The 12,664-nt window shown below is 68.2% G+C and carries 20 protein-coding genes; 10 read left to right on the top strand and 10 right to left on the bottom strand.

Features of this window, described 5'->3' with window-relative positions:
• Positions 1–114: 114 nt before the first annotated feature.
• Positions 115–567: a winged helix-turn-helix transcriptional regulator gene (locus tag ACZ7OH_RS32435; RefSeq protein WP_470284306.1), complete on the top strand. Its 453-nt coding sequence runs from the start codon at positions 115–117 to the stop codon at positions 565–567.
• A gap of 1 nt (position 568) precedes the next feature.
• Here ACZ7OH_RS32435 and ACZ7OH_RS32430 read toward each other — a convergent pair whose 3' ends face one another.
• From ACZ7OH_RS32430 to ACZ7OH_RS32415, 4 genes are all read right to left on the bottom strand, one after another.
• Complete coding sequence (locus tag ACZ7OH_RS32430) at positions 569–1,189, bottom strand: prepilin peptidase (RefSeq protein WP_470284305.1); 621 nt, start codon at positions 1,187–1,189, stop codon at positions 569–571.
• A gap of 72 nt (positions 1,190–1,261) precedes the next feature.
• Complete coding sequence (locus tag ACZ7OH_RS32425; protein WP_470284304.1) at positions 1,262–1,444, bottom strand: hypothetical protein; 183 nt, start codon at positions 1,442–1,444, stop codon at positions 1,262–1,264.
• 132 nt (positions 1,445–1,576) lie between these two features.
• The gene (locus ACZ7OH_RS32420; protein ID WP_470284303.1) at positions 1,577–1,765 is read right to left on the bottom strand and encodes a DUF397 domain-containing protein; all 189 of its coding nucleotides are present in this window, start codon (positions 1,763–1,765) and stop codon (positions 1,577–1,579) included.
• A 21-nt stretch (positions 1,766–1,786) separates the two neighbouring features.
• Positions 1,787–2,650: a helix-turn-helix domain-containing protein gene (locus ACZ7OH_RS32415; RefSeq protein WP_470284302.1), complete on the bottom strand. Its 864-nt coding sequence runs from the start codon at positions 2,648–2,650 to the stop codon at positions 1,787–1,789.
• A gap of 252 nt (positions 2,651–2,902) precedes the next feature.
• Between ACZ7OH_RS32415 and ACZ7OH_RS32410 the strand changes: the two genes are divergently transcribed.
• The 4 genes from ACZ7OH_RS32410 (at position 2,903) to ACZ7OH_RS32395 (ending at position 5,070) form a co-directional block, all read left to right on the top strand.
• Positions 2,903–3,235 carry a hypothetical protein gene (locus tag ACZ7OH_RS32410; RefSeq protein WP_470284301.1) on the top strand — a complete coding sequence of 111 codons (333 nt, stop codon included), beginning with the start codon at positions 2,903–2,905 and terminating at the stop codon, positions 3,233–3,235.
• Complete coding sequence (locus ACZ7OH_RS32405; protein WP_470284300.1) at positions 3,232–3,774, top strand: helix-turn-helix domain-containing protein; 543 nt, start codon at positions 3,232–3,234, stop codon at positions 3,772–3,774. Before ACZ7OH_RS32410 ends, ACZ7OH_RS32405 begins: the two co-directional genes overlap by 4 nt.
• A 193-nt stretch (positions 3,775–3,967) precedes the next feature.
• A complete protein-coding gene (locus tag ACZ7OH_RS32400) occupies positions 3,968–4,327 on the top strand; it encodes a hypothetical protein (RefSeq protein ID WP_470284299.1) in 360 nt (119 codons plus the stop codon).
• 8 nt (positions 4,328–4,335) lie between these two features.
• Entirely contained in the window at positions 4,336–5,070 is a 735-nt protein-coding gene (locus ACZ7OH_RS32395; RefSeq protein ID WP_470284298.1) for a helix-turn-helix domain-containing protein, read from the top strand.
• 248 nt (positions 5,071–5,318) lie between these two features.
• On the opposite strand, the gene ACZ7OH_RS32390 is transcribed toward ACZ7OH_RS32395, so the two are convergent.
• Both ACZ7OH_RS32390 and ACZ7OH_RS32385 read right to left on the bottom strand, forming a co-directional pair.
• Complete coding sequence (locus ACZ7OH_RS32390; RefSeq protein ID WP_470284297.1) at positions 5,319–6,440, bottom strand: helix-turn-helix transcriptional regulator; 1,122 nt, start codon at positions 6,438–6,440, stop codon at positions 5,319–5,321.
• Positions 6,441–6,571: 131 nt separating this feature from the next.
• Positions 6,572–6,988: an NUDIX hydrolase gene (locus ACZ7OH_RS32385; RefSeq protein WP_470284296.1), complete on the bottom strand. Its 417-nt coding sequence runs from the start codon at positions 6,986–6,988 to the stop codon at positions 6,572–6,574.
• A gap of 93 nt (positions 6,989–7,081) precedes the next feature.
• Between ACZ7OH_RS32385 and ACZ7OH_RS32380 the strand changes: the two genes are divergently transcribed.
• A complete protein-coding gene (locus tag ACZ7OH_RS32380) occupies positions 7,082–7,906 on the top strand; it encodes a TauD/TfdA family dioxygenase (RefSeq protein WP_470284295.1) in 825 nt (274 codons plus the stop codon).
• The gene (locus ACZ7OH_RS32375; protein WP_470284294.1) at positions 7,903–8,226 is read left to right on the top strand and encodes a hypothetical protein; all 324 of its coding nucleotides are present in this window, start codon (positions 7,903–7,905) and stop codon (positions 8,224–8,226) included. Before ACZ7OH_RS32380 ends, ACZ7OH_RS32375 begins: the two co-directional genes overlap by 4 nt.
• On the opposite strand, the gene ACZ7OH_RS32370 is transcribed toward ACZ7OH_RS32375, so the two are convergent.
• From ACZ7OH_RS32370 to ACZ7OH_RS32360, 3 genes are all read right to left on the bottom strand, one after another.
• Entirely contained in the window at positions 8,223–9,128 is a 906-nt protein-coding gene (locus tag ACZ7OH_RS32370; RefSeq protein ID WP_470284293.1) for an LLM class flavin-dependent oxidoreductase, read from the bottom strand. The two genes, ACZ7OH_RS32375 and ACZ7OH_RS32370, sit on opposite strands and share 4 nt — an antisense overlap.
• A gap of 74 nt (positions 9,129–9,202) precedes the next feature.
• On the bottom strand, positions 9,203–9,976 hold the full coding sequence (locus ACZ7OH_RS32365) for a GNAT family N-acetyltransferase (RefSeq protein ID WP_470284292.1): 774 nt from the start codon (positions 9,974–9,976) through the stop codon (positions 9,203–9,205).
• Between the two features lie 230 nt (positions 9,977–10,206).
• On the bottom strand, positions 10,207–10,413 hold the full coding sequence (locus ACZ7OH_RS32360) for a hypothetical protein (RefSeq protein WP_470284291.1): 207 nt from the start codon (positions 10,411–10,413) through the stop codon (positions 10,207–10,209).
• A 43-nt stretch (positions 10,414–10,456) separates the two neighbouring features.
• On the opposite strand from ACZ7OH_RS32360, the gene ACZ7OH_RS32355 reads away from it, so the two are divergent.
• Complete coding sequence (locus tag ACZ7OH_RS32355) at positions 10,457–10,582, top strand: hypothetical protein (RefSeq protein WP_470284290.1); 126 nt, start codon at positions 10,457–10,459, stop codon at positions 10,580–10,582.
• Complete coding sequence (locus ACZ7OH_RS32350; protein ID WP_470284289.1) at positions 10,546–11,037, top strand: diguanylate cyclase domain-containing protein; 492 nt, start codon at positions 10,546–10,548, stop codon at positions 11,035–11,037. The genes ACZ7OH_RS32355 and ACZ7OH_RS32350 overlap by 37 nt, the downstream gene beginning before the upstream one ends.
• A gap of 85 nt (positions 11,038–11,122) precedes the next feature.
• On the opposite strand, the gene ACZ7OH_RS32345 is transcribed toward ACZ7OH_RS32350, so the two are convergent.
• Positions 11,123–11,464, bottom strand: coding sequence for a hypothetical protein (locus ACZ7OH_RS32345; RefSeq protein WP_470284288.1), 342 nt, complete (start codon positions 11,462–11,464; stop codon positions 11,123–11,125).
• A 278-nt stretch (positions 11,465–11,742) separates the two neighbouring features.
• Between ACZ7OH_RS32345 and ACZ7OH_RS32340 the strand changes: the two genes are divergently transcribed.
• Positions 11,743–12,636, top strand: a complete 894-nt coding sequence (locus ACZ7OH_RS32340; RefSeq protein ID WP_470284287.1) for a sigma factor-like helix-turn-helix DNA-binding protein — start codon at positions 11,743–11,745, stop codon at positions 12,634–12,636.
• Positions 12,637–12,664 lie beyond the last annotated feature (28 nt).

Genomic DNA, 12,664 nt, shown 5'->3' with positions numbered 1-12,664 from the left:
GGCTCTTTAACTCAGATTAAGACCTGATCAGGTGAATGACTCGTCGACAGTTGAGACGCGACCTGCGAAAACTTAAGATCAACAGCCTGGGGTGATCGAACCGGGGAGGGGACGATGACTCGACCGACCACACAGGCGATCACCGCCGAGGACGCCGAGCGGCTGCGCAAGCTGCACGATGCGAGGCAGCTTTTCGGCGGCGACTGGATGACGGCGATCCTGCTGGCGCTGAAGAGCGGACCGAAGCACTACACCGAGCTGCTCGGCATGGTGGGCTCGCTCAACAACGCCGCGGCGGCCAACAGCTGGTCCGGGCGGCCGCGGGTGCTGCACGCCAGCGTGCTGACGCGCACGTTGAAGACCATGACGGCCGACCGCCTGATCATCCGCGATCAGGAGGCCGGAGTGTTCCCGCCCTCGGTCATCTACTCGCTGGCGCCGGCAACTCGCGACGCGCTCGACGCCATGCAGCCCTTGGCCGACTGGGTCAGCCGACATCCGGACATCGTCGACCAGGCGCGGCATCGCCGCCGCGACGACGCGGAGGGCGCTCGCCGCTCGGCGTGAATCAGAACTGGGCCAGCGTCGCGCCTGCGAAGGCGACCACGATCATCGACGGCCCCATCGGCACCTGGCCTTCGCGGAGCGAGTACCTGCGCAGCATGACACCGGCGAGCCCGGCCACGGCCGTGAACACGTACGCAGCGAGGAAGCCGCCGAGAACCCACGTCCAGCCGAACCAGCCGAGCAGGACACCGACGCTTGGTGCGAGCTTCACATCGCCCGGTCCAGGCTGCCCCGTCACCAGATAGGACAACAGCAGCGCCGCGCCCCAGACCACGCCACCAGCAAGGGCTCGTACACCACTTCCGACGTCGTCGCCCACGATCGCGCCGGCGACCGCCGCGATGACGACGGCTCCACACAGCGGGAGGCTGAGCCGGTCCGGGATGCGGTGTTCGACGGCGTCGACCGCCGCGGCCGGGATGCCCAACGCGACGAATGCGGCCCCTATTGCGATCGCGGCGGGTTGCCAGAACGCCACCAGCGACCCAGCTGCGACGACGACAACGGCGACTTCCAGGGCGAACCAGCGCGGCAACGTGCCGTGAGCCGACTGGCTCACCAGACGAACGGTCAGCGGGGTGAGTGCCAGCGTCGCCGCCAGCCCGACGGCAAGACGAACCATCCCCGCCCCCCCCGTGATCACCCTGGTCCGAGATGATCATCGTAGGCATCGAACGGCGAGTTCGCCTGAGCTTCACCTTCCGCAGGCTGACGCCATACGACCGGCGGGCAGGCCATCGGGAGCTCCCATGACGTCCTCATCGAGAACGTGCAGCTCGAACCGCGCGGTGTCGTAGCCGCCGGCCTCCCACGCGAGGTCGCTGTCGCCGATGCGCCACTCCCGGCCGGTGGCTCGTTCCCTCAGCAACCACGCCACAACGACCTCCTGGCTCAGCGATCCCGACCTCGGCGCAACGAACCTACCAGACCCATCGAACGTGCGTTCGATGACACGAAGCGCAGCGGGCGAGCTCCGGCCAGCCCCGGAACCCGCCCGCTTTACCGCTGACTACTTCGTGACGGTGGCCAGGAAAGCCGACCACCCGGTGTCCGATACGACGAAGAAACCGCCGCGCGGATCCTTCGAGTCACGGACGGCAGCGCTGCCGTCGAGGATCGCCACCTCGACGCACTCGTTCTCCGCCGTGCTGTAACTACTCTTCTGCCAAGCCGTCTCCGGCACGTGGTTTTCGCGCATCGCGAGTCTCCAGTCTTTTGATCACGCGGCCGCCCCGATGATCTCCGCAAGAAGGCCGCGAGACCCACGCGGATCCTCAGCGGAGGCCCACAGCTCCTCGAACAAGTCTACGTAGGGCTCGACCTCGCCTTGCTGCTCCAGGTAGACGCCCGCACGAAGCAACTCGATGTAGCCGATGTCAGGTTCACCGTCTTCGAACCGCAGGATGCTGAACGGACAGCCCATCGCGGGATACGCACCGCTTTGGCTCCTCACGAACCTGACGTCGACGTTCGGCAACTCCATGAGATCGGCGATCCGCCGAAGCTGCCCACGCCATGTCTCTGGACCGCCGACCTGAATTCTGAGCACTGCTTCGGTCAACACGCACCGAACGCGGAGCTCCGTCTGGTCCTGCAGCCGAGCCTGTCGGCGGATGCGCGCCTGGACACGATCCTCGTGCCGCACATAGCCGTCCTTCGAGCCCATCGACTCGATCGCGCGGGCATAGTCCTCGGTCTGAAAGAGCCCCGGAACAACGTCAAGCTTGAAGATCAGCAACTGGGAGGCTTCGGCTTCGAGCGCGACGTACTCGCGCACGTCCGCGGCGAACGCCTCAGCGGAGATCTGATCCAGCCACCGGGGGCTCTGCGCGGCCTGCGCATCACGAAACAGCGCGTCGCGTTCGTCGGCAGGACGACCGAAGTGCAGGGCGAGCGTCATGACGTCGGCCGGCGTGATCGGCAGCTTGGCGGTCTCGATCCGCGACTGCTTCGCGGTCGACCAGCCGACCGCCTTCGCGACCTCCATCTGATCCTGACCACTCGCGGTACGCCAGGCGAGGATCGTGCGAGCGATCCGCCGCATGCGAACGCCAGTTGTCCTCACCTTGATCTCGTCGGCCACGGACACCTCTCTCTCGCGATAGGTCGGCGCCGAGCCTACGACAGGCCATTCAACTTGCACGGTAGCCCGATCGAGTGGCCATGCAAGTTTACATCGCCCAGTACTTGCATGGCATGCAAATTTGCGCGACCGTGATCTCACCATCGAACCGGTTGATGAAGCCGCCGCGATCGGCGGCGGAGGTGCGAGGGCCTTCCCCGACAGTCTCGATCCCGCACCTCCGCCGCTGCACCACCGCCTCGGGAGGAATCCATGAACACCTCGGATGAATGGGGTCCAGTGCCCTTGGCCTGGGAACGCGCCAGCGGGGCGATCGCGGTATCGCGTGAGCGCGGCTGGGAGTGGACGACCCGTCCGGCCGCCTCAGCGAAACCCGAGCAGTTGGTCGGCCGCTGCTCAACCGGCTCCCACGACGACGTCGTCGTCATCGAAGCCGCCAAGAACCCGGTGGAGGCGATCGGCGCGCGGTTCGCGCCGGGTGACTGGGGAAAGCACGGGAGCATTCCGATCCGCGGTCCGATCAACGGAGCACCCGACGAGGTCCTGTTCGAGGTACTCGGCTGGACCAATGAGGACGCACGATGAATCCGACGGCGCGCCCCGTGTTGTCCAGCGAGCAGCGGCACGCCCTGGCCGTCGCCATCCGGGATGCCAATAGCGGAATTCGCGTCCGCGCGGAAGCCGTACAGCGCTGGCACGAGGGCGAATCGCAAGCAGGCGTGGCAGCACGCGCGAACGTGTCACCTACGACGATCCGGCGCTGGGTAAGCGAATTCGCCGACACCGGCACAGTCCTGGCCCGACAGCGGCGTCAGACCGAACCCGCCACGCTCCACTCACCGCGGGGAACCGCCATGAGCCTTGCCGCGCGCCAGTTCCAATCCAACCTCGCGTCGGCGTTGCGGGCCGCCCGCGAAATGCGCGGGTGGTCCAGAGCCGAACTCATCGCCGCGAGCGGCGTCGACTACAGCGCAGCCGTCCTCGGCCACTGGGAACGCGGTAGCCGCGCGATGCCCATCGTCGCGTTCGCGATCCTCCTACGTGGCCTGGGAACCGATCCCGGGGAGGTGATCCGGCGATGCTACGACGAATCACTCGCCCACGTGCGCGGACTTCCCCGTTGAGCGGCTCCCTCCCCGGAGCCGTGGAGACTGGAGGGCAACCACGGACGAGGAGGAAGCCGCCGACGCCGAGCACTGCTGGGCCCGGCGCTCCGACCGTACCGAGCAAGCGCGACCTTTTGCCCGGGTGTCACCGACCCGGGTCAATCCGCAGAGTTACGTCCGCTCTCGCGGATCCACGAGGTGGTGATCAACGGTGTCGTCGACGGATATTCGCTGGCCATCCGAAATGGACCTTTGGCTCGCCGAGCACGACGAATTCGTTCTGCTGTGCCGGGTTCTCGTCGGGCTTCGCCGGCTGTCCGGTACGGACAGGTCCGCACCATATGGAGGGGTCATGACCCGCGCCACAACGGAACTCGTCGAGGCCCTCCTGACCGTTGAAGCCCAGATCACCGTGCTCAGGACCCAGCTGGCGGACGGTACCGCGCCCCCGCGCGAACAACGCGACTTCGCAGACCGGGCCGAAGAAGTGATCGATCTGCTCCGCACCCACGCCGACGACATCGACGCCGGGATCGTCGCGGCACCAAGTCATTCCCTTCACGCAGAATGAGAAGTCCTATGTCCGAGCCCAAGTTCTACCCTGCTCTATTTCTCCTCGGTCATGCGCTCCGCGACCTGCGCACCAAACGCGAGATCAGCCTGCGCACCATGGCCCGACGGCTTGGCTTCGCCCCCGCGTTCCTCTCGGCATGGGAACTGGGTGTTCGCCGGCCACCGGCGGAGGCGCTGGGGTTCATCCTGGGGTTTCTCCAGGTGAGACCACCGATGTACCGCCAGCTCTTGCTGATCCACCAGCAAGGCGACCGTCTCAGCTGCGTCGAAGACGTCGCTCCCGAGAGTGCCAGTTTGGAAAGCGCTTATGAGCTGCATGCGGTGCGGAAGTTCGAATGGGCACCGCACCTCCTCCCGCCCTTGTTGCGAACACCGGAGCACATCCAGGCCGAGCTACGACACCGGGACGTCGCGTCTGACGACATCGACCAGGCGATCTTCGCGCAGCACGTCCGGGAGATCGACCGGCCGAAGCACTTCCCAAGCGTCATCCTCGTGAGCGAAACAGCGTGGGCTTCGGAGGCCGACTTGCCGCAACTCAAGAATGTCACGGCGGGGATCGTCCCGACGAACCCGTCCCAGTCCCGGGTGGTCGAGGCATTCACCATCTACGAGACCGAGGCCGGCATGGCGACCGTCGTTCTGCGACATGAGCACGCCCGCATCTATCTCGGCGACGCCGCAACCGTTAAGAGCTACCGCGCGAACTTCGCGCAGCTACAGCTCCGGGTGTCACGATGAGCGCGGTGATCTATGTGGACCCTCAGACGGTTCACCCAGTCATCAACGGCGAGTGGCACCGCCTCAACGGAGTGGTGCAGCCAGACCAGACGTTCACCACGTTGTGCGGCATCACGGACACGGCGACGTTCCTGCCGCTGAGCGAGCGCCGAACCTGCGGAGTTCCCCAACAGTGCGACAGCTGCGATGCGACGTTCCGGCGTTGTTGTGGCATCCCTCTGCGGCAGGATCGGCTCCGCGGTGCCGGGCTAGGCGGCAGGCGACAGCAGGCCACGAAGACGTCGTAGCGCAAGGCGTCCGGCATCCGCGACGGCTGGGAGGTGCTCCCGCTTGGCGGCCCTGATCGCCCGCTGGAGCTGATGGGGCAGCCGACGGTGTTCGGCGGTCGCAATAGCCGAGGCCAATGCCTCCTCAGCACCGGCCAGCTCGCCTGTCGCGGCGAGGACTTCGCCGGCGGTCACCCGCTCGATGACCTGCCACTGCGGCGCGGCGGGTTCCCCCGCAGACGCGTTCAGGACCTCGAGTGCGTCCGATGGCCGCCCCAGGGCGAGGAGGCCACGAGCGTGAATTTCGCGCAATGTAAAGGGATTGAGCAGCAGCTCGTTCACGGATCCCGCGTCGACACGTTGTCGGCAGCCATCGATTGCGCCGGTGAACAGGTTCGGCATTCCCGCGTCGCCGGCCGCTCGCGCGAGCAATGCGAACGCCGCCCCCTGCGCTGCCGGCGTAGTGGACACGGCGACGGCATGTTCCAGTCGGGCGACGGCGGCTCGGTCACGGCCGGCCTTGCGCAATTCGTTGCCGTGCATCCGCAGCGTGGTCGCCAGGAAGAGGTCATCGTCCAGATGCCCGGCCAGCACGAGAGCTTTGCCAGTCCATGCCGCCGCCCCGGGAAGGCGTTCCTCCGGCAGCACCGTGCCGAGGGAAACACCGAGAGCCAGACGCGCCGCGGCGAGCAGGTACAAGGTGTCGCGCTCGAGGCGCCCTTCGGCGGCCCGGGCTTCGAGTCGGGCGGCCAGCGGCCACAGCTCGTTGACGGCTTCGACGACCCGGCCGGACTGGCGGGCGATCTCAGCGAGCCGGATCACGCTGTCGCCGAACTGAACGAGCGCTGCGAAGTCGGCGTCGTCGGGGTCTGTGACGCCGAGCAGGTGAAACGGCAGCCCGAGGACGCGGGCGATGTGCCGGCGCCCGGCGACGTCACCGGGGTTGCGCCTGCGGGTTTCGATCATCGCGACGTACGACTTGTCGTAGCCGAGCTGCGCGGCCAGCGCTTCCTGGCTCAGCCGGTTCGCCGCACGGTAGGCGCGCAGGATAGTCGCGAGGTCCCGCGAGCCGAGTGCCGCCGCGGCGCCCGGGTCGGACCACATCCAGACGGCCGGGGCCAGTCGAGGCGGTCGTGGGGAAAGGCTGGTGGTCGCGGCCCGGCAGGCCGGGCAGACCGTCGCGGACGCGTAGCGGCCCAAGCTCGTCCCACAACGTTCGCAACCGGCCATAACCGCTACCGGACCGGTTGCCGGGCGCGGAGCCGGTCGAACCAGACGGCGATGGAGCGCTTGTACCCCTCCGGCATGCGGAGGCTGCGGACCTCGTCCTCGGAGAACTCCCCAATCCGACTGTGCTCGTGGCTGACGACCGGCGCCGCGGTCGAACTAGTGGTGCAGCCGTACGTCACGATGAAGACGTCCTTGGCGGCTACGGCGATGTGGTACACCCAGGCGTCGAGGATCTCCGCGACTTCGATCGGCAGCCCGGACTCCTCGGCGATCTCCCGCGCGACGGTCTGCTCGGGCGCCTCGCCGGGTTCGATCCGGCCGCCCGGTAGCTCCCATTCGTCGCGCTCGTTGTGCACCAGCAGCACCCGGTCGTCCCGGATCAGCACGCCCTTGATCGACACCGGGTATCCGGCCTCCGCCACCGACACCAGCCTCCCGCCATCCGTGCGCCTGCTGTCACCGACCGTAGCAGCGGCCCCGGCCACCTGGGCTGTCGCAAGGTTGACGATCTGTCAGTGGACGCCACCCGTCCGGCCCGGTGTGCTGATCGAACCGAAACGTCAACGAAAGGGACCGCCGCCATGCCCGTGACCGCGCTGCCGGACTGCCGCGTCGATGTCGGCGCGGTGGGCGGCGTAGGAGAGCTTGCCGCCGTGCTGGCCCGTGACGGTGTCGCGCTGTTCGACGGCGTGGGCACCGAGCAGCGGCTGCTGCAGTTGACCTCCCGGCTCGGCCACCTGGTCCCCCACCGGGACAGCACCGGCTCAGGACTCACCGTGATCACCGACCGCGCCGGCACCCGGCCGTCGCCGGGGCATGTCGGATTCAGCCAGCACGCGCTGGCCGCGCACACTGACTGCTCGGACCTGCCGCGACCTCCGCTGATCGTCGCCATGACGTGCGGTCGTCCCGCCGAGCGCGGCGGCGACTACGTCCTGGTGGACGGCCGCGCGGTTCACGACGAGCTGGCTATGACCTCACCGGATGCGCTGGCTGATTTGTCGGCCCGGCGCTGCGCCTACTTCGGGGGTGCGGCCGGGATCGTGGGCAACGTCTTCGAATCCGACCTGCACGGTCTCGTTGCGCTCCGGCTACGCCGCGACGAGCTGGCCCGGTTCTCCCCGCAGACCCAGCGCTGGCTGCCCGTACTCGCCCAGGTCATCGAGCGCCACACGATCACGATCCCCACGAAGTTCGGCGGCGGGTACGTCGTCAACAACCGCCGCTGGCTGCATGGTCGCACCGCTTTCACCGGGCCGCGGACGATGTACCGCGCCCTTATCGACCCCCGGCCGGCGTGGCGCATTCCCGCCGGCTTCACCCCGGCGGTCACGCCATGACGAACGTCGCCGCGCCCTACTGGGTGTCCGAGCTGCACGAGCTCGTCGGTGCGCTGCAGAACGGCAACTGGGCGATCGCGCGGTGGGAAGACCTCGGCCCGGACGAGGACCTCGCCCACTGGCAGGCCGCCGTACGCGACGCGTGCACATCCGACATCGATCCGCTGTTCCTCGACATCTCGCGCCGCAGTCTCACCGTCGTGCTCAACGCAGCCTTTCCCGCCCCCGACGACGACCAGATCCACCTCTCCATCGCCGCCATCGAAGTCAGCCGCTTCACCGGTCGCCCCATCCGGCCGAAAGTATTCCTCCGCGGCTAGCGCCCAGCCAGCTCGGCAACGACCGGCGCGAGAGCACCCGCGGCGTCGGCGCCGACCACGAAGTAGGAGAACCCGATCTCCTCGCGTCGCCGTTGGATCTCGTCAGCCGCTGCAGCAGGATCACTGGGCAGGAACGCCAGCGAATCCGCAGCTCGGACGGCCGTGGGGTCGGTGTCGGGTCCGGCCATGAACGCGGCGACCGAGTCGCCGACCACCGGCACGTGCAACGCCAGCTCCACACCGCGACGGTTGTCGAAACCTGCTACCCGTTGCATCGTCGCGGCCCGCGTCTCGATCTGCGGCATCACGAACGTCACCGTGTCGGCCAACTCAGCAGCCAGCGCCTGCGCCTTCGGGCCGCCCACGGCCATGACCACCGGGGTATGCAGGTCCGGCTCGTCGAGGTCGCGCAGGGCCGCAACAACCTCGCGCACCTGGCTCAACCGCTCGCCCACCGGGGTAGCCGGCAGCCCCAGCTCACGGAGCTGGTCGGCGATCCCGGGCCGGCCGGTGCCGATGCCCATCTCGAAACGTCCCTCGGTGAGCACGGACAACGAGTGCGCCTCCCACGCAGTGATCCACGGCGGTCGAACCGGCGACGCGTACACCCAGGTACCCACCCGCAGGTCGGTGACCGTCGCCGCCACGGCGAGAGCCGGACCCGGAGCTGACTGCCACTGCGGCACGTCGGGCATCAAGATCGTCGAGTAACCGCTGTCGGCCAGACCACGGAGCTGATCACGCCACGTCGAGACGTCCTTGGTGATTGGCGCGACGACCCCGAACCGCAACGACCTGACCTTGTGTATCGGGTGATCCGTCATGGTGAAGCCCCTTCCCTGCGGCCCAGCCTGGTGCCGAGCTTCATACCTTCTACGAACGGGCCACAGCGCATCCGACACGACAAGCGTCGCAGTACATGCAGTCGAGATGTCGTGCGTTCCCGCGGATCAGTGCGCGGTCGTCTCCCCGGCACTCATCGTCTGCGCCCCGAGAAACCGGCGTGGACACAGGGCAGACCAGCTCGGCGCATGGCGATCCGGGCAAGAAATGACTGCGCCACCGGGCCGTCCGGCAGCGGTGCCGTCCACCGGTATGACGGCGCCCGAGCCACCGCGGCCGCCACCAGCGTGCGACCGAAGCCCAGGCGTCGGTACTCCGCGGCAACGTGGACGTAGTCGAGGGTGGCCGTCCGACACCTCCCGCACGGGCTCGCCGTCACCGAGCCGACCTCAAAGCCGTCCGAGACGGACTTCGATTCGACCGGCCAGTGTCCGGCGGCCAACAGGACCGCGCCCCGGTTGCGAACCCGGCCGCCCAGCCGACGCACCAGCGGCGCCTGGATACCGCGAGCTATGGCCGGACCGAGCACAACCAGATCAAACCCGTCAATCAGCGCAGACAGCACCGCGGCGACCTCAGCACCGGCGTCGGGAATGAGCGCGAGCCGCTCCGGCTCGACGCCCAGCTCAGCGGCGGCTGCCACACCCACCTCGGGCATGCCGGTGATCGCTGCCCACGAGCCGTCCCGGGTCGCCTCGGCGAGCAGCGCCAGCACCAGCGCGGTCGAGCCCGAGACCGACACCACTGTGCCGCGCCGTAAACCGTCGGGCACGAGCGCGGCCAGCGCCGACACCACTGGCAGGGAGCCTGCGGACGCCGAGGGGTCAGCGCTCGGCTCGCCGAGCTGCGCGGCCGTGCGCACGCCGGGGATCCCCGCGAGTCCGGCCACCGCCTCCGGCAACGCCACCACGCACCTCCAGCACCACGAACACGCACTGGAGACGCCCACGAGGGGAAGCCGCGAGCGAACCCGAAGTCATCGAACACTTGTTCGGATCCTGCGAGACGGCGCGGCCGCTGCCAAGCCGAGCCAGCCGACGTCACCCTGCGACGGGCGCACTCGCAGCACCGGCCCGAGTCGGCGCACACGCTCTCGTCACCCGCGGGAGTCATCGGCGGCCGAGGTGTTCGATCGCTTTACCCGGTTCGCGGCGGAATTGAGGACCGCGTCCTCGTCGTCGGCTTGTACCTGGGGTTGCTGCTGCCGCAGTTCCAGCACGCCGCCCACACCGACCGGCGCACCCAGCTCGCCGCCTCGCCTGGTGGCACGACGTCGCCGAGCGGGAACTCGACCGCGCCCGCCGCCTCGGCGACCGGGTCGGGCTGCTGCTGAACCTGGACCACTTGCACCATAAACGACCGGTTCGGACACCTGGCCGGCGACGCCGTGCTGCGCGCGGCCGCCGACACCGTCCGCGTCCGCGTGCGCGGCCACAGCCCGGATCTGACCAGCCGCTGGGGCGGCGAGGAATTCTCGTGGTCCTGCTGCCCGGCGTCGACCCGGTCGGGCTGACCGCAGCCGCCGAGCGGATCCGCGCCGCGATCACCGCGATCACCGTGACCGCCACTAACCGCCGCACCGGAGAAGACGCGGCGATCACCCTGACCACCTCCGTCGGCGCCGCGGTGTTCCCCGACCGCAACGACGACCTCACCGGGCTGCTGCTGGCCGTCAACGACGCGGTCTACCATGCGAAGAACCAGGTCCGCGACCGCACCGTCACCCGCCGGATCCGCTGGCCAGCAGCGACGGCTTCCTGTTGCAGGCTGACGAGCAGGCCCGCGCGACGACCTTGGCTGGGCGCTGGAGTTGCGCCTAGCTCTCGAATTGTTTGCCACACCGCTGCGGCAACGGAGCCGTCCTACCTGACCCGCCGACCGGTACGCGGCACCGGTGACCGCGGCCAGTTACCGCCACCACCCCATCGGTGTGCTGCCCGCCGGTGCTTGGTGCTTCCGGAGGTGTAACGAACGCTGCCGCGGGAGCGTCTCCTGCGGCAGCGCAACTCGTTCTCGGGGCTCGAGCTCGGACCGGGGAGGCGGCAACCGCCTCTCAGGCGGCTTCCTGATCCGGCGTGTCTACGGGTTCGAGTCGGCGCACTTTGGATTCGGTCGACCCTTTGCGGAGGCGCCAAGCACGAAAGAGCCGAAACCCCTTTACACCGAGACCACCCACGATCGGTGTGCCCACGGCGCCCACGAGCGCGTACAGGCCTTGCTGTGGATGGCCGGTGGCCATCAAGACGACCCCGGCGACCGCAGCGACGACCAATAGCATCCCGATCACCGCCAGCGCGATCACCACGATGAGCTTGACCGCGTTGTTGGTGCGCTCCCGGCCGTTGACCACGTAGGCCACCAGCTCGCAGACCGTGCCCGGCAGCTGCGACGGCATCCTTCGCCGGCTTCGTCCCGACGCTGCTCGCTTCCCAGCCACGCCCGTGCTCCCTCGTGTGCGCCGCCCGCCCCGTCGGCGTGCGATGCGGGAGCTTTATGCCGATGCCCCACGAAGGGGGACAGCACACCTGTGAGATTTGCATTAGCAACCGAACCTCTTCGGTGTGTCCCCCTTTCCGGCGGCCGCCCATATAGCCCCCTGCGTCCGAAGTTCCCCCGCCCTCCGTGGTCGGTGTCCCCGCCGCCGCCCGATTCCCCGCCACAGGAGCAGCCCGAATGGTCATTTCTCGAGATCCGCAGAACGAGCAGCACGCCAGAGCCGGCGACGGCTTGGTTGACGACGTCGAGCCCGTTCTCGCCGCGCCGGGCCTCCCGGAGGACTACGCGCAGCGGTACCGGGAGTTCCTGGCTGAGGAAGACTTCACCGACGAGGACCTCGCAGCAGGAGCCGCGGAGTTCGATGGCGCCCTGACCGACGAGCACACCCGTCGGCTGGAGGCGGACACCAAGTTGTGCGCCTACTTCCGCCGCATCGACTGCCAAGGCCCGCACTGGGACCGGTACGAGCGCCAGCTGATCCGATCCACCGAGAAACTGATTATTTCGTGGTGCAAGCGCGGGATCATCTTCGCCAAGACCCACGCGATCATCTACCCATCAGGGTCGATGGCCCGCTCGGGATCGATGGCGGACTGGGACCGCACTGAACTGCGCAGCCTGGTCGGCGAGGTCCAGGCGAAAGGACTGCAGCTGTTTCGCGACCGTGGCATCCGCGGTAAGGCGTGGGACCCGAAGAAGGGCGCCACGCTGCGCGGCTACTTCCTCAACGCCTGCGTGCTGGCCTTCGCCGGCCGCTGGGAGACCTTCGCCGCGGCGAAGCAGCACTGGAGCCAGCTGAGCCTGCGCGAGGACCTGCTCTCCCTCAAAGAGACCCCCGTCGATCTGCGCGATGGCTACGAACTCGACGCCAAGGCCCTCGTGGGCCTGCTCAGTCAACAGCTGTCCAATGCGACCTTCGAGATCCTCGCCGCGGCCTCGGAGGGCTACAGCTACGCCGAAATCGCCGAGATCTTCGGGATCAGCAAGGCTGCGGTGAAGAAGCGGCTTTATCGGGCCAGAGCAGAAGCTAGGACGCTCCTGCGCGGACTGGAAGACGAGGGGGCTCGCTAATGACCGGACACAGGAAGGAATCGGAGGT

This window comes from Amycolatopsis sp. NPDC114478 (assembly GCF_055633805.1).
Note: the sequence above shows the minus strand (reverse complement) of the source record. Positions and strands in the feature narration are given on the sequence as shown.

What these genes read in the sequence shown, in the direction of transcription:
- ACZ7OH_RS32375 (WP_470284294.1), top strand. Translation starts at nt 7,903, where the DNA reads ATGACGAACGTCGCCGCGCCCTACTGGGTGTCCGAGCTGCACGAGCTC.
- ACZ7OH_RS32405 (WP_470284300.1), top strand. Translation starts at nt 3,232, where the DNA reads ATGAATCCGACGGCGCGCCCCGTGTTGTCCAGCGAGCAGCGGCACGCC.
- ACZ7OH_RS32390 (WP_470284297.1), bottom strand. Translation starts at nt 6,440, where the DNA reads ATGTGGTCCGACCCGGGCGCCGCGGCGGCACTCGGCTCGCGGGACCTC.
- ACZ7OH_RS32395 (WP_470284298.1), top strand. Translation starts at nt 4,336, where the DNA reads ATGTCCGAGCCCAAGTTCTACCCTGCTCTATTTCTCCTCGGTCATGCG.
- ACZ7OH_RS32340 (WP_470284287.1), top strand. Translation starts at nt 11,743, where the DNA reads ATGGTCATTTCTCGAGATCCGCAGAACGAGCAGCACGCCAGAGCCGGC.
- ACZ7OH_RS32430 (WP_470284305.1), bottom strand. Translation starts at nt 1,189, where the DNA reads ATGGTTCGTCTTGCCGTCGGGCTGGCGGCGACGCTGGCACTCACCCCG.
- ACZ7OH_RS32410 (WP_470284301.1), top strand. Translation starts at nt 2,903, where the DNA reads ATGAACACCTCGGATGAATGGGGTCCAGTGCCCTTGGCCTGGGAACGC.
- ACZ7OH_RS32420 (WP_470284303.1), bottom strand. Translation starts at nt 1,765, where the DNA reads ATGCGCGAAAACCACGTGCCGGAGACGGCTTGGCAGAAGAGTAGTTAC.
- ACZ7OH_RS32435 (WP_470284306.1), top strand. Translation starts at nt 115, where the DNA reads ATGACTCGACCGACCACACAGGCGATCACCGCCGAGGACGCCGAGCGG.
- ACZ7OH_RS32345 (WP_470284288.1), bottom strand. Translation starts at nt 11,464, where the DNA reads ATGCCGTCGCAGCTGCCGGGCACGGTCTGCGAGCTGGTGGCCTACGTG.